Below are 18,728 nucleotides of genomic sequence, written 5' to 3' on the forward strand. Positions count from 1 at the left end.
TTTTTCGTGCTATCAAGCGCTTGCGTAACTTTGTTGCTTAAAGCGGGACGCCGAGACGTTTTGCCACTTCTTCGTAGGCTTCGATGACGTCACCGAGGCCTTGGCGGAAGCGGTCTTTGTCCATCTTTTTGCGGGTTTCTTTGTCCCACAGGCGGCAGCCGTCCGGGCTGAATTCGTCGCCCAGGACGATTTCGCCATGGAAGGTGCCGAATTCAAGCTTGAAGTCGACCAGCAGCAGGCCGGCGTCGTCGAACAGCTTGGTGAGGACGTCGTTGACCTTGAGCGACAGTTCTTTCATGCGCACGAGGTTTTCTGCGGTGCCCCAACCGAATGCCACGACGTGGGATTCGTTGATGAACGGGTCGCCCTTGGCGTCGTCCTTGAGGAACAGCTCGAACGTGTAAGGGTTGAGCTTGATGCCCTCTTCCACGCCCAGGCGTTTGACCAGGCTGCCGGCGGCGTAGTTACGCACGACGCATTCGACCGGGATCATGTCGAGTTTTTTGACCAGGCATTCGTTGTCGCCCAGCAGCTTGTCGAATTGGGTGGGGATGCCCGCTTCTTCCAGCTTCTGCATGATGAAGGCGTTGAACTTGTTGTTCACCATGCCTTTGCGGTCGAGTTGTTCGATGCGCTTGCCGTCGAACGCCGAAGTGTCGTTGCGAAACAGCAGGATCAAGCGGTCAGCGTCGTCGGTGGTGTACACCGATTTGGCTTTGCCGCGGTAGAGTTCTTCACGTTTTTCCATGATGGGCTCCGCTTGCTAAATGGTGGGCCAGGCGATATGTCGCCAGTCGAGCCCTGAATCTTGATCGGCCAGTTGCAGCCAGTCCGGGTCGCACCCGAGGGTGTCGACAAAACACTGCCGGGCCAGCTGTGGCAGGTTGTTCTTGCTGCTGAGATGGGCCAGCACCAAATGCTGTAGATCTTGCCATCCCAGTTCGCTCACCAGGTTGGCAGCCTGATGATTGTTCAAATGTCCCAGTTCGCCGCCGACCCGTTCCTTGAGGAAGTAAGGGTAGCGACCTCTGGCCAGCATGTCGCGGCAGTGGTTGGCCTCGATCATCAAGGCATCCAGGCCCTGATAATTGTCCAGAACCCTGGAGCAGTACGAACCCAGGTCGGTCAGCACGCCGAAACGGCAGTGACCATCGCTGAACACGAACTGCGTCGGCTCAAGGGCGTCGTGGGCAACCGACACTACCTTGACGCTCAACGCCCCCAGCTGCAGTTCCTGACCGCCCGAGAGAAGCCCTGCGGCTTCCACCGGTTTGCGCATCCCGCGCAAGGTGCCACTGCTGAGGTACACCGGCAAATTGTAACGCCGAGACAGCAACCCCACGCCATGCACGTGGTCGGCATGTTCGTGGGTGACCAGAATGGCACTCAGTTGTTGCGGTTCGACACCCAGACGAGCCAAGCGTCGCTCGGTTTCCCGCAGGGAGAAACCGCAATCCACCAACACGAACGTATCGTTGCTTGCGATCAGGGTGCCATTGCCTCGACTACCACTGCCCAGAACAGCGAAACGCACTTAACCGAGGTTATCTTGGATGACGCTCAACACGCGACGTGCCACATCAGCCGGTGCCACGGTGTTGATGTTCTTCTCGACCGTGACCTGAACGTTGTCGCCGACCTTGCTCAGGCGAACCTGATAACGCTCGGCGCGGGCTTCGATCTGTGCCTTGTCCGGCGCGCTGCCGAACAGGCGGCTGAAGAAGCCCGGCTCGTTCTCAGGCGTTTTCGCTTTCTCGGCCAGGTTGATGTAGTACAGGCCCAGGCTGCGGTTGATGTCTTCGACGCGCCACTCGCCCTGATCCAGCGCACGACCCACACTGGACCACGCACGGTCGAGGTCGGTACCGACGTTGAGAATCGGGTTGCCGCTGCCGTCGGTGCTCAAGGCAACGCGGTTTGGCGTATCGAAATCACGCGCGGCCAACAGGGAAACCGAACCGCCCTTCTCCGAACTGCGGCTCATGCTGGCCAGCAGGTCGTCGTTGAGCGCCGAATCGAAGCCCAGGTTGGTGGTACGCGCCGGGAAATCGGTATCGGCCGTGCTGCCCGAAGGACGCTCGACGCTGACGATGTAGATTTCACTGGTGTTGCGCTGTACGCCGGGCTCGATACGCACACGAACGCGGGTTTGCGTATCACCTGTCGCACCGCTGCCGGTCAGGCGCTTGGCCATGCTCGCAGAGAGTTCATCGACACGCTGCCACGCGGTATTGAATTCACCGGTCTGCGGGCGCTGTTCAGCGATGCGGAAACCATTGTCTTCAAAGTACTGATGCGCAATTGGCCAGACTTCGGCAGGCGAGCGCTGAGCCAGAATCCACCGTGCGTCACCGCTTTTCTGCAAGGTGAAGTCGCTGGAGGTGGCAGTGGCAGCCAATTGTTGCGGACGAGGAACGACGAACTCGCCTTTTTGCGTGTCAGTCGCCACGTTGCGCGGAATTGGCAGCAATGGGTCCAGGCGTTTGCTGGTCACATCGGCTGGCAACTGCATAGGCGCCGTTTGAGTCGCCTCCAGATAGTCACTCCCGCGGTCGCGAAAGTAACCATTTGGACCCCACACCCAGCCGCAACCGGCGGTGCTGGATATGATCAGGGCTAGTGTGGAAAGTCCGGCCAATCGCTTCATTGCGTCATGCTTCCTCAATTAAACCAATACACCGGACTGGCGCAGGGCCTGACGCAGCGGTTCGTGGCAGGACTCGCTGAGCCAGGTGAGCGGCAGACGGATACCGTCCGGCATCAAGCCCATCTCATGCAAGGCCCACTTCACGGGGATAGGGTTGGACTCGATAAACAAGGTTTTATTGAGCGGCATCAGTTTTTCGTGAATCGCCCGGGCGGTGACGGCATCGCCACGCATCGCAGCGGCACACATCTCGGCCATGGCACGCGGTGCCACGTTGGCGGTTACCGAGATATTGCCCTTGCCGCCCAGCAGAATCAGTTCGACCGCGGTCGCGTCATCGCCGGAGTACACCAGGAAGTCGCTGCTGACCCGCGCCAGGATGTCCTTGGCACGTTGCAGGTCGCCGGTGGCTTCCTTGATCCCGATGATGTTCGGCACGGTGGACAGACGCACGACAGTGTCTGGCAGCATGTCGCAGACCGTACGGCCTGGCACGTTGTACAGAATCTGCGGGATGTCGACCGCTTCGGCGATGTACTTGAAGTGCTGATACAGCCCTTCTTGCGTCGGTTTATTGTAATAAGGCGTTACCAGCAGGCACGCGTCGGCGCCGGCAGTTTTCGCGTTGGTGGTCAGTTCAACCGCTTCGCGCGTGGAGTTCGCGCCTGTACCCGCGATGACCGGAATACGGCCTGCAACCTGGGCTACCACGCGACGAATCACTTCGATGTGCTCGTTGACATCCAGTGTGGCCGACTCACCCGTGGTGCCGACCGCAACGATGGCGTTGGTGCCCTCTTGCAGATGGAAGTCCACCAGTTTGCTCAGGCTGTCCCAGTCGAGACGACCATTCGCATCCATAGGTGTGACCAATGCCACCATGCTGCCCGCAATCATGCAACCGCTCCTGCCGGAAAAAGAGAGCGGTAATGGTACTGGCGCTATCAGGCTTGCACAAGTGAAGTACCGTGCTACGAGCATTCCCCTGAGCGATGCTTTTCGCTACCCTTCGGTCTTTGGTCGGTACGGGTCACCTGCACAGGTCGTTCAATCAGTCTGTTTTACTGCCGGAATCCGTGTTCCTGATACGTCGCGACCCGCCATGGCTCAGCCGTGTAGGCAAGCGCCGCCGGGATCCGGATTGCATTCGCAGGCAAAAGAGGTTGTGAAATCAGCCGTGCATGCCATCGTATGTATTGACCGCTCATCGCTTAGGAATGCTGCATGTCGTCCACCCCCACAGTTCGCGAACAATTCCTTGTCATCAGTGCCCTTGGCGCAAATCCAATGGAGCTGACCAACGTGCTGTGCCGCGCCAGTCATGAAAACCGCTGCTCAGTGGTCAGTTCACGTCTGACACGTCATGGCGAATACAGTGCGCTGATTCTTCAGGTCGCCGGTAGCTGGGATGCCCTGGCTCGCCTGGAAACGGGTTTGCCCAGCCTGTCGAAAAAGCACGCTTTCACCGTCAGCGTCGTACGCAGCGCCACCCTGGAAAGCCGTCCCGAGGCTCTGCCTTACGTGGCTTATGTCAGCTCGGCGTATCGCCCGGACATCATCAATGAGTTGTGCCAGTTCTTCATCGACCACAACGTCGAGCTGGAAAACCTCATCTGTGACACGTACCAGGCGCCGCAAACTGGCGGCACGATGCTTAACGCGACCTTTACGGTCACATTGCCTGCCGGTATCCAGATCAGTTGGTTGCGCGATCAGTTCCTCGATTTCGCCGATGCGTTGAATCTCGATGCGCTGATCGAACCCTGGCGCCCACAAGCCCCTATGTAAGGAAACATTAATGGCTGTAGCTTTGAACCAACCTGTTGCCGACTTTCAGGCGCAGGCCACCAGTGGACAGACTGTCAGTCTGGCCGAGCTCAAGGGCCGGCAGGTGGTGATTTATTTTTACCCGAAAGACAGTACGCCCGGCTGCACCACCGAGGGTCAGGGGTTCCGTGATCAGCACGCTGCGTTCGAAGCGGCCAACACACTGGTGTTTGGCGTTTCCCGCGACAGCCTGAAATCCCACGAGAACTTCAAGGCCAAGCAAGCGTTTTCGTTCGAGTTGATTTCGGACAAGGACGAAGCCCTGTGCCAGCTGTTCGAGGTGATCAAGCTGAAAAAACTCTACGGCAAGGAATACCTTGGCGTGGATCGCAGCACATTTTTGATCGACAAAGACGGCGTCTTGCGTCAGGAATGGCGCGGCGTGAAAGTACCCGGTCACGTCGCCACCGTGCTTGAACACGCGCAAGCGTTGCACAACGGCTGATCGCTGTAGAAGAGAGTTCGCTGCCAGCACACATTGAAGTAGCTTGCAGCGAAAACGCTTCTCTTCGACTTATCTCACAGCAGCGGCGCCACCGTAGGCTCCTGACGCGGCCAGGCATCGAGCACGGCCTTGACCAGAGTCGCCAGCGGAATCGCGAAGAACACCCCCCAGAAGCCCCACAAACCGCCGAACAACAGCACCGCGCAGATAATTGCCACCGGGTGCAGGTTGACCGCGCCGGAAAACAACAGCGGCACCAGCACGTTGCCATCCAAGGTCTGAATCACTCCGTAGACCGCCATCAGGTAGATGAACTGATCACTCCAGCCCCACTGGAACAGGGCGATCAAAGTCACCGGCACTGTCACCACCACCGCACCGACATACGGCACCACCACCGAGAGCCCGACCAGCAACGCCAGCAGCGCGGCATAGTTGAGGCCTAGGGCGACGAAGGCGATGTAGGTCACGCCGCCGCAAATGATGATTTCAATGACTTTGCCGCGAATGTAATTGGCCAGCTGCCGGTTCATTTCCTGCGCCACACGGGTAATCAGCGCTCGCTCGCGCGGCAAGTAACCGCGCACCCAGCGCCCGATCATCTGGCGGTCCTTGAGGAAAAAGAACACCAGGATCGGCACCAGCACCAGATAGATCATGACATTGACCAACAGCGGCAGGCTCGACAGCGAAAAGGTCAGCGCCCATTGGCCGAACTTTCCTACTTCGCCGCGCGCCGCTTCGATGGCTCGCAGGACCTGTTCGTCCGACACCAGATGCGGATAGCGCTCAGGCAGGAGCAACAGCAGCGACTGCCATTTGGCGAGCATTCCCGGCAATTCATTGAACAAGGTAATCAACTGGTGCCAGAGCAACGGCACCAGCACCAGCAAGAACACCATCAAGGCGCCCATGAACAAGGCGAATACCAGACTGACCGCTCCGGTCTCGGGGACGCGCAGCCGCTCCAGGAGCGCGACCACGCCCTGCATCAGAAAAGCCAGGACCATGCCCGCCAACACCGGCGCCAGCATGCCACCGAGCTTGAGAACGATCGTAAAGGCCAAAACAAGCAGCACCGCCAGCACCACCGCCTCCTCATCGGAGAAGTAGCGTTGCATCCAGTCGCGTAGCACCTTGAACATCAAGCATCCTTCAGGCAGTCATCATTGGTAATAATCAAACGTACGGCGCGTTCAACGGGCTGAATGCTCAGGCCTTGCGCAACCAATATCGGTACACGCCCTCTTCCACCTCTTCGTGCAACAGGGTGTGCCCCGCCAGGCGAGCGAAGGTGCGAAAGTCGCGCTGAGAGCCTGCGTCGGTAGCCGTGACCTTGAGGACAGCCCCGCTGGCCAGGCGATTAAGCTCAAGCTTGGCCTTGAGGAGTGGCAACGGGCAATTCAGGCCACTGGCGTCGAGTTCAGCGTCGCAGACCTCGGGGCGCTCTACAGCGTCAGACATCATTTATCTCCAGGCAGACACATCGAATGGCGTTACAACCGTTGAATTTGACACAGCGGATGCTTCCAGCGGAAGACAAGAATACCCCACTCTGGTCAGCAAGCCATTGAGCCAGCTACAGTAAGGGTTCTTTAACGCTTAGAGCCCTGTGCATGAAATTTCTGCGCCCTACCTTGTTGACGCTCGCTTGCCTGCTCGCCTCGCCGGGTTTTGCCGACGACCTGCCGTCACTCGGCGACGCCAGTTCTGCCATCGTTTCTCAACAGCAAGAGTATCAACTGGGTCGTGCGTGGCTGGGCATGCTGCGTGGCCAGGTCTCGCAACTGTCTGATCCGCAACTCAAGGATTACGTCGAAACCTCGGTGTATCGCCTCGCCGAAACCAGCCAGGTGCAAAACCCGCAACTGGAATTCATCTTGATCAACAGCCGGGAATTGAACGCCTTCGCGGCCCCTGGCGGGATTGTCGGGATCAACGGCGGATTGTTCCTTAACGCACAGACCGAGGCTGAATACGCTGCGGTACTGGCGCACGAATTGGCTCACTTGTCACAACGCCACTTCGCACGGGGCGTCGAAGCCCAACGCCGTATGCAAGTGCCGATGCTCGCGGCCATGCTCGCCGGGATCGTGATCGCCGCCGCCGGCGCGGGGGACGCGGGTATCGCAACCATTGCTGGCACCCAGGCGGCGGCGATTCAAGAGCAAACCCGTTTCTCGCGAGCGAACGAGCAAGAAGCTGACCGAATCGGCATCATCAACCTGCAAAAAGCCGGTTACGATCCTCGGGCCATGCCCAACATGTTCGAACGCTTGATGCGCCAGTATCGCTTTGACGCCAAGCCACCGGAATTCCTGCTGGATCACCCGGTCACCGAATCGCGTATCGCCGACACCCGTAACCGCGCCGAACAGGAAAAACCGGGAGGCAAGGAAGACAGCCTGCCGTACCAATTGATGCGTGCCCGCGTGGCACTGTATTACGAAGAATCAAGCGGGTTGGCCGCCAAGCGCTTCCGTGCGGAACTGGACGAAAACCCCAACTCCGATCCGATGCGCTACGGCCTGGCCATCGCCCAGATCAAAGCCTCTCAGTTCAGCGTCGCCCGTGAAACACTCAAACCGCTGCTGAGCAAGGACCCGAACAACATTACTTACAACCTGGCGCAGGCCGAGATTGACGTCGGCAGCAATAAACTGGCCGACGCCCAACAACGCATTGACCGGTTGAAAGCGCAGCTACCCGGAAACTACCCGTTGAGCCAGGCGCGCGTGGACCTTCTGCTGAAGCAAAACCGCCCGGTGGATGCGGAAAAGGACCTGGAAGTGATGGTGAAGGCGCGTCCGACTGATCCGGACGTCTGGAGCCTGGTTGCCGACGTGCGTGGCCTGTCCGGCGACATGGTTGGCTCCAACCGCGCACGGGCCGAGTACTTCGCCCTGATCGGCGATTACAAACAGGCCCAGCAGCAGCTTGAGATTGCCAAACGGCGCTCGAACAACAACTTCCAGATGGCCTCCCGCATCGATGCGCGGCAGAGGGAGTTGGCTGACCAAGAACGTTTGCTCAAAGAGATGATGAACTAGATTGATGGACCTGTAGGAGCTGGCTTGCCAGCGATAGCGGTATGTCTGGCATACCGCGTCGAACTGATCGCGGGCAAGCCCGCTCCTACAAAGGCTACGCGTTACCAGCTACTTTCAACCGCGCTGCCTGAGTGAAATCCAGCATGCGTTGCAACGGACGAATCGCCTTGGGGATCAACGATGGATCAACAAAGATCTCGTTAGTCCCTTCGCGCAGGCACTGCAACGTGCGCTCAAGCGTGTTCATCGCCATCCACGGGCAATGCGCGCAACTGCGGCATGCCGCACCGTTACCGGCGGTAGGCGCTTCGATCAGGATTTTGTCCGGACACACCTGTTGCATCTTGTAGAAGATGCCGCGATCGGTGGCGACGATAAACATCTTGTTTGGCATATTTTGCGCTGCGGCGATCAACTGACTGGTTGAGCCGACGGCATCCGCCAGGTCGATCACTGATTCCGGGGACTCCGGGTGAACCAGAATTGCAGCCTCAGGATACAGCGCCTTCATGTCCTCGAGCTGCTTGGCCTTGAACTCTTCGTGAACGATGCAGGCACCGTCCCACAGCAGCATGTCGGCACCGGTTTTGCGTTGGATATAACGCCCCAGATGCTGATCCGGTGCCCAGATGATTTTCTCGCCGTTATCCATCAGGGTTTCGACGATTTCCACCGCGCAACTCGAGGTCACAACCCAGTCCGCACGGGCTTTGACCGCCGCCGAGGTGTTGGCGTACACCACCACGGTGCGCTCGGGATGCTGATCACAGAACGCGGCGAACTCATCGGCCGGGCACCCCAGGTCCAGCGAGCACGTTGCCTCGAGGGTCGGCATCAGGATGCGCTTTTCCGGATTGAGGATCTTCGCGGTTTCGCCCATGAAACGCACGCCGGCGACCAGCACTGTCTTGGCCGAATGCTTGCTGCCGAAGCGCGCCATTTCCAGCGAGTCCGACACGCATCCACCGGTCTCCTCGGCCAGCGCCTGGATCACCGGATCACAGTAGTAATGAGCGACCAGCACCGCATCTTGCGCTTTCAACTCGGCAGCAATTGCGGCGCGGTAATGCGCCTGCTCTTCGGCGCTCAGCGCCTTGGGCTGCTTGGCGTCGAGATGGGCCTGAACCAGAAGGCGTTCGGAAATCTGCGTCATGTTCACCGGACCTGAGTGCGCTGGTGCGCGGATAACGAGTGTACACCTGAAAAAGACGCAAAAAAAAAGCTGGAAATCCACATTTTCATGGGCCTTCCAGCTTTACAAATACGTCGACTTAAAAAATGGTGGGTCGTGTGGGATTCGAACCTACGACCAATTGGTTAAAAGCCAACTGCTCTACCAACTGAGCTAACGACCCGACGTGGCGCGTATATTACTGATTTCTATGAGTAATTCAACACCTATGTGAAAATAATTTAAAAATAACGTGTTGGGTCGGCTACAGCCGCCGACGCAAAGCCTTCTGCACGCAGGCGGCAGCTGTCACATTTGCCACAGGCACGACCCTGATCATCGGCCTGATAACACGAAACAGTGAGCCCGTAGTCGACACCCAGGCGGGTACCAGCCCTGACGATATCGGCCTTGCTCAGGTTCTGCAGCGGCGCTTGAATCCGAAAGCCATTACCTTCTACACCGGCCTTGGTCGCCAGGTTGGCCATACGCTCGAAAGCCTCGATGAACTCGGGGCGGCAGTCCGGATAACCGGAGTAATCCACGGCGTTAACACCGATGAAGATGTCGCGCGCGCCCAGTACTTCAGCCCAACCCAGGGCCAACGACAGAAAAACGGTGTTGCGCGCAGGCACGTAGGTTACCGGAATGCCTTCGCCAGGCGACTCCGGTACGGCGATCGAGCTGTCGGTCAATGCCGAACCGCCAATCCCGTTGAGGTTCAGGCCAATCACCTTATGCTCGACCACACCCAGATCGCGAGCGACGCGCGCAGCGGCGTCCAGCTCGGCGCGGTGGCGCTGGCCGTAGTCAAAACTCATGGTGTAGCAGGTGTAGCCATCTTCACGCGCCATCGCCACCACGGTGGCCGAATCCAGGCCGCCGGACAGCAGGATCACCGCTCTTTTTTCAGTCATCATCGTCTCACTCATCTCAGCGTCCTGGCTCATCGTCCCAGAGGATTTTATGCAATTGCATTTGCAGACGTACCGGCAGGTTGTCCGCCACGATCCAGTCGGCCAGGTCCCGCGCCTTCAAATCGTGATGGCTGGGCGAGAACAACACCTCGCCGGCGCGCCGCTCCAGACCGTACTGAATCAGCTTGGACACCGCCCAGTCATAGTCTTCCCGCGAGCAAATCACAAACTTGACCTGATCATTCTGCGTCAGCAGCTCGATGTTCTCGTAGCGATTACGATGAGCTTCTTTCGACCCGGGAGTTTTGAGATCGACGACGCGACTGACCCTGGGATCGACGGCCGAGATATCAATTGAGCCGCTGGTTTCCAGGGAAACTTCATAGCCGGCATCACACAGACGCTTTAGCAGAGGAATGACATTGGGCTGGGCAAGAGGTTCGCCACCGGTTACGCAGACGTAACGCGGACGGAAATCGGCTACCTGCTCAAGGAGCGCGTCCAGGGTCTGGAGAGTGCCACCACTGAACGCGTAAGCACTGTCGCAATACTGACAACGCAATGGGCAGCCAGTGAGGCGCACGAATACCGTGGGCAGCCCGGCTGTACGCGTTTCACCCTGCAATGAGTAAAAGACTTCGGTGATTCGTAATGTGTCTTGCATATGAGCCACGGGCATGACAGCTAAACAGGCCATCCGCCTCCGTTAGGCACCTCCACGAAGCTGCAAACGCATGATTCGAAGAGGCGAAAGTATTACCGGAATTTCGGGTGCGAGATTCTAACGAAAAAAGCCGCGACAGGCGCGGCTTTCTTTAACTCGGTGGTCAACTACACCCGTCACATATGTTGCAGATCACGTTGAGCGAGCTGTGCAGCCGAGGTTCCAGGGTACTGGGAAACCACTTGTTGCAGGATGCCTTTAACCTTGTCGGTGTGACCGAGACGGCGCTCGACATCTGCCAGTTTGTACAACGAATCCGGCACTTTGGCGTGCTTCGGATACAGCTGGCTGACTTTGGCGAAGGCTTGACCGGCGCCTTGCAGGTCGCCTTTGGCCAGGTTCACTTCACCCAACCAGTACTGGGCATTACCCGCGTATTGGCTGTTTGGGTATTTACGCAGAAAAGCCGTGAAGGCCTGACTGGCGCGATCGAAATCCTTGGCCTTGATCAGGTCGAAGGCAGCGTCGTAGTAGAGCTTCTCCTTCGCCGGATCGCCCGGTTCTGCACTTGCCGCCGGAGCCTGCGCTGCAGGCGCCAAAGGCGCACCCCCGGCATTGACATCGCCGTTGGCTTGAGAATTATCGGTAGCTGCTGCGGCAGGTGCGCCGCCAGCTCCAGCGCCAGCGCTGATACGTGAATCAAGATCCTTGTATCGCTCCAACGACTCTTGCTTCATCCGGTCGATATCGTTCTGCTGAACTTCGACCTGACCCCGCAATTTGGCAATATCGTCTTGCATTTGTTGCAACTGCTGGAACAACTGACCGTTTGCCGAGGCAGGGGTCGCAACCCCTCCCCCGGCATAGGCGCCAGCCGTACCATAACCCGATGGCGGATAACTGCTGCCACTGCTAGCAGAGCCAGAAGAGTTGTCATCGACCACAGGAACCGCACCCCACGCGAAAAGCGGGAGAGTGAGAGCCAAAACGGTTACAGCACGGCGGCACGTTCGCATGTCAAATTACTTACGCAGTTCGACGCGACGGTTTTGAGCCCAGGATTGCTCGTCGTTGCCGGTAGCAACTGGACGCTCTTCACCGTAGGAAACCAGCTCCAGCTGAGCTGGGGAAACACCTTGCAGTACCAGGTAGCGCTGAACGGCTTTCGCACGACGCTCGCCCAGTGCCAGGTTGTACTCGCGAGTACCACGTTCGTCGGTGTTACCTTCCAGAACGACTTTAGCGCCGTTGGCTTTCAGGTCCTTAGCGTGCACGTCCAGGGAGCGCATGGCTTCTGGTTTCAGATCCGAAGAGTCGTATTCGAAGTAGAAAGTAGTGATTGCACGCAGAGCGGCTTCTTCACTCAGGCTGCCATCAACAGCACCAGTGTTAGCGCCGTAACCAGCGTTTGGATCTACAGCAGCGCCCTGACCGGCGTTATCGCCGCCTTTGGACGAGCAACCAACAGCTACAGCCATGGCCAGAGCCAGAGCAGCAAATTTACCAAACTTCAGCATTTCCATCGTGAAACTCCTAATGAACCCCAGTGTATTAAGTATTAGCGTGCAGCGCCGCGTCAGTTCAGGTAAGGGGACCAGGAAGGTTCTCTGACTTCGCCTTGTGCTGTGGGAAGCGGTATCCTCACGCGCCCATTAATGGACACGAGCATCAAGACTCCCCGGCCCTGCTGGCGGGTGGCGTAGATTACCATGGTGCCGTTAGGCGCAACAGTAGGCGACTCATCAAGGTTGCTGTCTGTGAGGATTTTTACAGTACCGCGTGCCAAATCCTGCACAGCAACCTTGAAGTTCGTGAAGCCATCCTGCCGGTGAATCATTACCAGCGTCTTTTCATCAGCGGATAATTTCGGGTTGGCGTTGTAGTTACCAATGAACGTCACACGCTCAGCAGCACCGCCGTTGATATTGGTCTTATAAACTTGTGGCTTGCCACCACGGTCAGACGTGAAATAAATCGTCGAACCGTCTTTACCGAAGAAAGGCTCGGTATTAATGGAGGAGTCATTGGTCACACGAGTGAGTTGACGCGAAGCCAGGTTCATCACGTAGATCGACGGGCTTCCGTCTTTGGACAATACGAGTGCCAGCTTGGTACCGTCCGGAGACCACGCAGGCGCGCCGTTAAGGCCTTCGAAGTTGGTGACCTGCTCGCGACGCCCCGTATCGATGTGTTGAATAAAGATACGCGGACGCCTCTGCTCAAACGACACATAGGCAATACGCTTGCCGTCCGGCGCGAAACGCGGCGACAGGATCGGTTCACGGGATTGCAACAAGGTCACCGCACGTGCGCCGTCGTAATCCGAACGTTGCAGGGTGTAACGCGTGTTATCTACCGAAAAACGTTCCGCCGTGACATACAGCATGCGAGTAGAGAACGCACCTTTGATACCGGTGAGTTTCTCGAATGCCTGGTCGGCGATGTAGTGCGCCATGTCGCGCAGTTGATCGTTCGTACCCGAGACATTACCCGTCAGCACTTGCTGCTGGGTCGCCACGTTGAACAGCGCGTACTGGATCTGCAGACGACCGCCGTTGGGCACGATGCTGCCTACCATCAGGTATTGCGCACCAATCGCCGTCCAGTCGCGGTAGATGATTTCGCTCGCCTGGGTCGGCTGGCTGATCATGTTCTGCTTTGGAAGCGGCGAGTAGTAACCCGAGTTACGCAGGTCGTTACCGATGATGTCCGCCATGTCCTCAGGCAGGACGGTACCACCCTGGAGACCGAAAGGAACAACGGCAATCGGCGTCGCACGATCACTGCCACTGGTAACCAGAATGTTCTTTTCATCTGCAGCAGCCATCCCGGCCGCGCAGCAAAGAACGATAAGCAGTCCTCGAAAAATGTTAATCACAAGGCTAGATCCTCAGGTTTGAATGTCATCTTGAATGAACGGTAGGGTTGGAAGTCACTAGGCTTCAGACCCTGCATTTCTATCAACCGACCAATGTTTTTGACTGCCGCCACTGCCGAGCTATCGAAAGGCGTGTCCCCACTGGACTTGGCAACGCTGACTGCGGTTACCGTGCCATCCGGCAACATATTGATCTGCAGCACCACGACCATGCCTTTGCGCGCCGACGGCGGACGAGCCCAACCTTCAGCAGCACGTGAACGAATCAGATCGTCGAAGTTACCCGCCGTTTGATCGCCCTGCTCCTCTGCCAGCGCCTGTTGCCGTTCCGTTTTATCGGAGAGCAATTCGGCCAAGGCTTGCGCCTTCTTGTCTTCGGCAGATTTGCGCGCCGCCTCTTGCGCCTTTTTGGCCGCATCGGCAGTCGCTTTTTTCTTGGCGTCGTCAGCAAGCTTTTTCTTGGCGTCATCCGCGGCCTGTTTCTTCGCGTCGTCGGCTGCTTTCTTCTTGGCGTCGTCAGCGGCTTGCTTCTTGGCTTCCTCGGCCGCTTTCTTCGCGTCCTCGACCGCCTGTTTCTTCGCGTCTTCTTCGGCTTTCTTCTTGGCTATATCAGCCAATTGTTTCTCTTCGACCTTTTTAGCGTCAGCCGCCTTTTTGGCGTCGTCGGCTTTTTTCGCGTCATCGGCTTTCTTGGCTTCGTCAGCCTTCTTCGCCTCGTCTGCTTTTTGATCTTCGGCCTTTTGAGCCGCTTCTTCTTTCTTTTGTTCCGCAGCTTTCACAGCTTCCTGTTTTTGCTGCTCGATTTTCTTGGCTTCCAACTGCTCGACTTCAGTCTGTTTCGCAGCGGTTTTTTGCGCCTCACCGGCAATCTTCTGGTTGGTCTGGGTCGTCGCCCGGCTTTTAGACTTCAGCTGGTACAAAGTGGCCTGGACGATAGGCTTGGCTTCCGGCAGATCCGGAGTCATGGCAAAGCTGACGAACAGCGCGCCAAAAATCAGGACGTGCAGCGCCACAGCCCAGACACTGGGCCAGAAGTAGCTTTCCGAGGCGGAGGGCTCTCGAATCGGCTGCATCAGGGCGCCTCGGTAATCAAGCCAACATTCCCGACCCCTGCTTTCTGCAGCCCGCCCATTGCGCCCATCACTGAGCCGTAGTCGACGGTTTTGTCACCACGAATGAAGACCTGAGTCTGCTTGCCGCCTTCACGGCCGGCAGCGATGATTTTGGTCACCGCGTCGGTCATCTGCGGCAAGTTCATGGCCTTGTCCTGTTGCTTGTCAGTATCGACCTCACTGCCAAGGTTCCAGTAATAGGTCTTGTCAGCCTTGATCGAAATGGTCAGGACCTGAGTGTTGTTGTCCTGCGGCAAAGCCTCACTGGAGACTTTCGGCAGGTCGACCTTCACACCCTGGTTGAGCATCGGTGCGGTCACCATGAAAATGACCAGCAGTACCAACATCACGTCGATGTAAGGCACCACGTTCATTTCGGCGACCGGCTTGCGTTTGTGGCGAACTCGAGCCATTAAGGGTTACCTGCTCACTCTTCGCTGGTGTGCACTTTACGGTGCAGGATCGCCTGGAATTCATCGGCGAACGTGTAGTAACGGCTGATCAACAGCTCACCGCGAGCGGCAAAACGGTTGTAGGCAATTACTGCGGGGATAGCGGCGAACAAGCCAATCGCGGTCGCAACCAGCGCTTCGGAAATACCGGGAGCAACGGTTGCCAGGGTGGCTTGTTGGGCGGTTGCCAGACCACGGAAGGAGTTCATGATCCCCCACACGGTGCCGAACAGACCGATGTACGGGCTGGTGGAGCCGACGGTGGCCAGGAACGGCAAGCTTTGTTCGAGCTTTTCTTCCTCGCGGGAAATTGCCACGCGCATCGCACGTGCCACCCCTTCCATGACCGCATCAGGATCGACGCCAGCCTGCTGACGCAGACGGGAGAATTCCTTGAAGCCGGCGCGGAAGATTTGCTCGACACCCGAATCAGGGTCCGGGTTGCTGCCGGCCTGACGGTACAGTTTGGACAGGTCGATACCCGACCAGAAGCGCTCTTCAAAGCTCTCCAGGGCACGGCGACCGGCGCGCAGCAGGTTGCTGCGCTGAAAGATCATGATCCACGAGGTGATCGAAGCACCTACAAGGATCAGCATGACCAGCTGAACAATGATGCTGGCATTGCTGACCATACTCCACATGGAGGAATGGTCGACGACGTTAGCTTCCACGCTTTATCTCCTGCTCTAAATGTGTACCCGCGCCGCTCTGGTCGGCAAAGGCCGCACGCAAAGCTTCGGGAATGGCCCGGGGTTTCAAACTATCGGCGCGCACACACGCCACCAAGAACTGCCCTTCACAGAGCAGCGTTTCATCCGCGGCCAGCCTGACCTGCTGACGAAATCGCAGGCTGACGCGGTTCAATTCAATCACTTCGGCAGTCACCAATAGTTCATCGTCCAATCGCGCCGGCTTGTGATAACGCGCCTCGCAGGAATGTACAACGAACAACAGATCCTCACCGGCCAGCTGCGACTGGGCAAAGCCCAACGCCCGTAGCTGCTCGGTTCGAGCCCGCTCCATGAATTTCAAGTAATTAACGTAGTAGACGATGCCGCCTGCATCGGTGTCCTCGTAATAAACGCGACAGCGATGGACGAACGACTGAACCCCGTTTTGCGCGCGCATACTCTAGTGCTTACTCCTCGGGTTGCCAACCGCCTGGCAACTGTTTTTCATTTTTTGCCACTTATTACCGGTCTGAGCAACGGTTCCGCCAGTCTGACCACCAAAACACTGAATAAATCGGTGCCCTGTGCGTTTAATTACTCATCCGTATCCTCAACACTCTCTGCGGCGGCCGGCATGTCGCCCATGCGCGTCGGTATGTTCAAACCGAAATGCAGATACGCGTGCCGTGTCACCACACGTCCGCGCGGGGTACGCATGATATAGCCTTGTTGGATCAAATAGGGTTCGAGTACGTCTTCAATTGTGTGACGCTCTTCACTGATCGCCGCCGCAAGGCTGTCGACCCCTACCGGACCACCGTCGAATTTCTCGATCATGGTCAGCAGCAAGCGCCGGTCCTGATGATCGAAACCACGTTCGTCGACGTTCAGCAGGTTCAACGCCAGGTCGGCGATTGACTTGGTGATATGCCCATTGGCCCGCACTTCGGCGAAATCACGAACCCGACGCAGCAGACGGTTGGCGATCCGTGGCGTACCGCGCGCACGACGGGCGATTTCAAACGCCCCTTCGGCCTCGATCGGCAAGCCCAGGATGCCGGCCGAGCGGGTGACGATAGTGGCCAGATCGGCGGTGTTATAGAACTCAAGACGCTGCACGATACCGAAGCGGTCACGTAGCGGATTGGTCAACATCCCCGCACGCGTGGTGGCGCCGACCAGGGTGAACGGTGGCAAATCGAGCTTGATCGAGCGCGCGGCCGGGCCTTCGCCGATCATGATGTCGAGCTGGAAATCTTCCATTGCCGGGTACAGCACTTCTTCAACGATCGGGGAAAGCCGATGGATTTCGTCGATGAACAGCACATCGTGAGGCTCAAGATTGGTCAGGATCGCCGCCAGGTCACCCGGACGCTCCAGCACCGGCCCGGACGTGCTCTTGATCGACACGCCCATTTCCTGAGCAATGATGTTCGCCAGGGTGGTCTTGCCCAGGCCCGGCGGACCGAAAATCAAGGTGTGATCCAGCGCTTCGTTGCGGCCACGCGCGGCCTGGATGAACAACTCCATCTGCTCGCGCACCACTGGCTGACCGATATAGTCAGCCAGGCTCAGCGGACGGATCGCACGGTCCAATTGCTCGTCACGGTCACGCCCCGTGGCGGTTATCAGGCGGTCGGCTTCAATCACTTAAACCATTCCCTTCAACGCCCGTCGAATCAGGTCTTCACTGCTCAAATTCTTTTCCTTGATCGCGGAAATGGCCTTGCTGGCCTCTTGCGGTTTATAGCCCAGGGAAATAAGCGCGCTGACCGCATCGTTTTCTGCCGTGGCGACCGCCGGGGCCGCGTTCGGCCCGTCGGAAACCAGGTGGAATGTCCCCGGCAACGTTTCCCACGCCTTGAAGCGATCCTTGAGCTCGACCAACAGACGCTCGGCGGTTTTCTTGCCCACACCCGGAATCCGGGTCAGGGCCGAGGTGTCCTGAGCCTGCACGCAGCGCACCAGTTCGTCGACCTCAAGACCTGACATCAAGGCCAGCGCCAGCTTCGGACCGACGCCATTGAGGCGGATCAATTCACGAAACAGCTCACGTTCACGCTTTTCGAAGAAACCATACAGCAGATGCGCGTCCTCACGAACCACCAAATGGGTATGCAAGGTGACCGGCTCGCCCACATGGGGCAGTCGATACAACGTGGTCATCGGTACTTCAAGCTCGTAGCCGACACCGTTGACGTCCAACACCAGATGCGGCGGCTGTTTTTCAGCCAAAAACCCGCGTAACCGTCCAATCACGTATCAGATCCTTTCTCGTGCCCAAGCTTAGCGACGAAGCTGGTCGTCATCATTACAGGCATGGCCAGACCTGCAAGCTAAAAAGTTTTAATCGGTGCTGCAATCAGAGGCGTAACCGGCCGCCACGGCTGCGCGCGGTGCCCAAGCCATGGGGTATCAGGCTGGAACGGGTATGCGCGTGACACAACGCAATGGCCAGGGCGTCGGAGGCGTCGATCTGCGGTTTTTGCGTCAGTTTCAACAGGTGCATGACCATCATCATCACCTGTTCCTTATTGGCGCCGCCCGTCCCGGCCACAGCCTGCTTGACCTGAGTCGCCGTGTACTCGGCGATCTCCAGCTCTTCTTCGGCACCGGCAACAATCGCCGCGCCGCGCGCCTGACCGAGTTTGAGTGCAGAATCGGCATTACGTGCCATGAACACTTTTTCGATGCCCATGGTGACCGGACCGTATGTCTGAATAACCTCGCGCACACCGCGATACACAATCTGCAAACGCTCATGCAGCAAACCACTGCCCGTACGAATACACCCCGACGCCACGTACACGCAGCCACGGCCCGTGTCGCGCACCACGCCATAGCCGGTGATTCGCGAACCGGGGTCGATACCAAGAATAAGAGTCATAACGCCC

General features: G+C 57.9%; 22 protein-coding genes and 1 tRNA gene. 3 read left to right on the plus strand and 20 right to left on the minus strand.

The window, feature by feature from the left end; translation table 11 throughout:
* Positions 1-37: 37 nt before the first annotated feature.
* Genes purC through dapA form a run of 4 tightly spaced genes read right to left on the minus strand, consistent with a single transcriptional unit; the run spans position 38 to position 3,544 of the window.
* Entirely contained in the window at positions 38-748 is a 711-nt protein-coding gene (purC, locus tag ACF0H7_RS24145; protein WP_397449361.1) for a phosphoribosylaminoimidazolesuccinocarboxamide synthase, read from the minus strand.
* A gap of 15 nt (positions 749-763) precedes the next feature.
* Complete coding sequence (locus tag ACF0H7_RS24150; RefSeq protein WP_397449362.1) at positions 764-1,534, minus strand: MBL fold metallo-hydrolase; 771 nt, start codon at positions 1,532-1,534, stop codon at positions 764-766.
* On the minus strand, positions 1,535-2,647 hold the full coding sequence (gene bamC, locus ACF0H7_RS24155; protein ID WP_397449363.1) for an outer membrane protein assembly factor BamC: 1,113 nt from the start codon (positions 2,645-2,647) through the stop codon (positions 1,535-1,537).
* Between the two features lie 18 nt (positions 2,648-2,665).
* Complete coding sequence (gene dapA / locus ACF0H7_RS24160) at positions 2,666-3,544, minus strand: 4-hydroxy-tetrahydrodipicolinate synthase (protein ID WP_397449364.1); 879 nt, start codon at positions 3,542-3,544, stop codon at positions 2,666-2,668.
* A 327-nt stretch (positions 3,545-3,871) separates the two neighbouring features.
* On the opposite strand from dapA, the gene ACF0H7_RS24165 reads away from it, so the two are divergent.
* Positions 3,872-4,435, plus strand: a complete 564-nt coding sequence (locus tag ACF0H7_RS24165; protein WP_397449365.1) for a glycine cleavage system protein R — start codon at positions 3,872-3,874, stop codon at positions 4,433-4,435.
* 10 nt (positions 4,436-4,445) lie between these two features.
* On the plus strand, positions 4,446-4,919 hold the full coding sequence (locus ACF0H7_RS24170; protein ID WP_397449366.1) for a peroxiredoxin: 474 nt from the start codon (positions 4,446-4,448) through the stop codon (positions 4,917-4,919).
* Positions 4,920-4,993: 74 nt separating this feature from the next.
* On the opposite strand, the gene ACF0H7_RS24175 is transcribed toward ACF0H7_RS24170, so the two are convergent.
* Positions 4,994-6,064, minus strand: coding sequence for an AI-2E family transporter (locus ACF0H7_RS24175; RefSeq protein ID WP_397449367.1), 1,071 nt, complete (start codon positions 6,062-6,064; stop codon positions 4,994-4,996).
* A 67-nt stretch (positions 6,065-6,131) separates the two neighbouring features.
* Positions 6,132-6,383, minus strand: coding sequence for a sulfurtransferase TusA family protein (locus ACF0H7_RS24180; protein ID WP_397449368.1), 252 nt, complete (start codon positions 6,381-6,383; stop codon positions 6,132-6,134).
* Between the two features lie 152 nt (positions 6,384-6,535).
* Between ACF0H7_RS24180 and ACF0H7_RS24185 the strand changes: the two genes are divergently transcribed.
* Positions 6,536-7,969: a M48 family metalloprotease gene (locus ACF0H7_RS24185; protein WP_397449369.1), complete on the plus strand. Its 1,434-nt coding sequence runs from the start codon at positions 6,536-6,538 to the stop codon at positions 7,967-7,969.
* Positions 7,970-8,063: 94 nt separating this feature from the next.
* Here ACF0H7_RS24185 and nadA read toward each other — a convergent pair whose 3' ends face one another.
* The 14 genes from nadA to ruvC all read right to left on the minus strand — a co-directional run bounded on the left by nadA (position 8,064) and on the right by ruvC (position 18,721).
* A complete protein-coding gene (nadA, locus tag ACF0H7_RS24190; protein WP_397449370.1) occupies positions 8,064-9,122 on the minus strand; it encodes a quinolinate synthase NadA in 1,059 nt (352 codons plus the stop codon).
* A 126-nt stretch (positions 9,123-9,248) separates the two neighbouring features.
* Positions 9,249-9,324, minus strand: a tRNA-Lys gene (locus ACF0H7_RS24195).
* Positions 9,325-9,382: 58 nt separating this feature from the next.
* On the minus strand, positions 9,383-10,057 hold the full coding sequence (gene queC / locus ACF0H7_RS24200; protein WP_397454003.1) for a 7-cyano-7-deazaguanine synthase QueC: 675 nt from the start codon (positions 10,055-10,057) through the stop codon (positions 9,383-9,385).
* A gap of 16 nt (positions 10,058-10,073) precedes the next feature.
* Entirely contained in the window at positions 10,074-10,721 is a 648-nt protein-coding gene (gene queE, locus ACF0H7_RS24205; RefSeq protein WP_397449371.1) for a 7-carboxy-7-deazaguanine synthase QueE, read from the minus strand.
* Between the two features lie 176 nt (positions 10,722-10,897).
* Positions 10,898-11,737, minus strand: coding sequence for a tol-pal system protein YbgF (gene ybgF / locus ACF0H7_RS24210; RefSeq protein ID WP_397449372.1), 840 nt, complete (start codon positions 11,735-11,737; stop codon positions 10,898-10,900).
* 6 nt (positions 11,738-11,743) lie between these two features.
* Positions 11,744-12,244, minus strand: coding sequence for a peptidoglycan-associated lipoprotein Pal (gene pal / locus ACF0H7_RS24215; RefSeq protein ID WP_397449373.1), 501 nt, complete (start codon positions 12,242-12,244; stop codon positions 11,744-11,746).
* Positions 12,245-12,297: 53 nt separating this feature from the next.
* Entirely contained in the window at positions 12,298-13,548 is a 1,251-nt protein-coding gene (gene tolB / locus ACF0H7_RS24220) for a Tol-Pal system beta propeller repeat protein TolB (protein WP_397454004.1), read from the minus strand.
* Between the two features lie 47 nt (positions 13,549-13,595).
* A complete protein-coding gene (gene tolA / locus ACF0H7_RS24225) occupies positions 13,596-14,672 on the minus strand; it encodes a cell envelope integrity protein TolA (RefSeq protein WP_397449374.1) in 1,077 nt (358 codons plus the stop codon).
* The gene (tolR, locus tag ACF0H7_RS24230; protein ID WP_397449375.1) at positions 14,672-15,124 is read right to left on the minus strand and encodes a protein TolR; all 453 of its coding nucleotides are present in this window, start codon (positions 15,122-15,124) and stop codon (positions 14,672-14,674) included. Before tolR ends, tolA begins: the two co-directional genes overlap by 1 nt.
* 14 nt (positions 15,125-15,138) lie before the next feature.
* The gene (tolQ, locus tag ACF0H7_RS24235) at positions 15,139-15,834 is read right to left on the minus strand and encodes a protein TolQ (RefSeq protein WP_397449376.1); all 696 of its coding nucleotides are present in this window, start codon (positions 15,832-15,834) and stop codon (positions 15,139-15,141) included.
* Positions 15,824-16,291 carry a tol-pal system-associated acyl-CoA thioesterase gene (gene ybgC / locus ACF0H7_RS24240; protein ID WP_397449377.1) on the minus strand — a complete coding sequence of 156 codons (468 nt, stop codon included), beginning with the start codon at positions 16,289-16,291 and terminating at the stop codon, positions 15,824-15,826. The genes tolQ and ybgC overlap by 11 nt, the downstream gene beginning before the upstream one ends.
* A 137-nt stretch (positions 16,292-16,428) precedes the next feature.
* Positions 16,429-17,484, minus strand: a complete 1,056-nt coding sequence (ruvB, locus tag ACF0H7_RS24245) for a Holliday junction branch migration DNA helicase RuvB (RefSeq protein WP_397449378.1) — start codon at positions 17,482-17,484, stop codon at positions 16,429-16,431.
* Entirely contained in the window at positions 17,485-18,093 is a 609-nt protein-coding gene (gene ruvA / locus ACF0H7_RS24250; protein ID WP_397449379.1) for a Holliday junction branch migration protein RuvA, read from the minus strand.
* 103 nt (positions 18,094-18,196) lie between these two features.
* On the minus strand, positions 18,197-18,721 hold the full coding sequence (ruvC, locus tag ACF0H7_RS24255; protein ID WP_397449380.1) for a crossover junction endodeoxyribonuclease RuvC: 525 nt from the start codon (positions 18,719-18,721) through the stop codon (positions 18,197-18,199).
* Positions 18,722-18,728: the final 7 nt, after the last annotated feature.

The organism is Pseudomonas sp. NA-150 (assembly GCF_044336365.1).
Lineage (GTDB): Bacteria > Pseudomonadota > Gammaproteobacteria > Pseudomonadales > Pseudomonadaceae > Aquipseudomonas.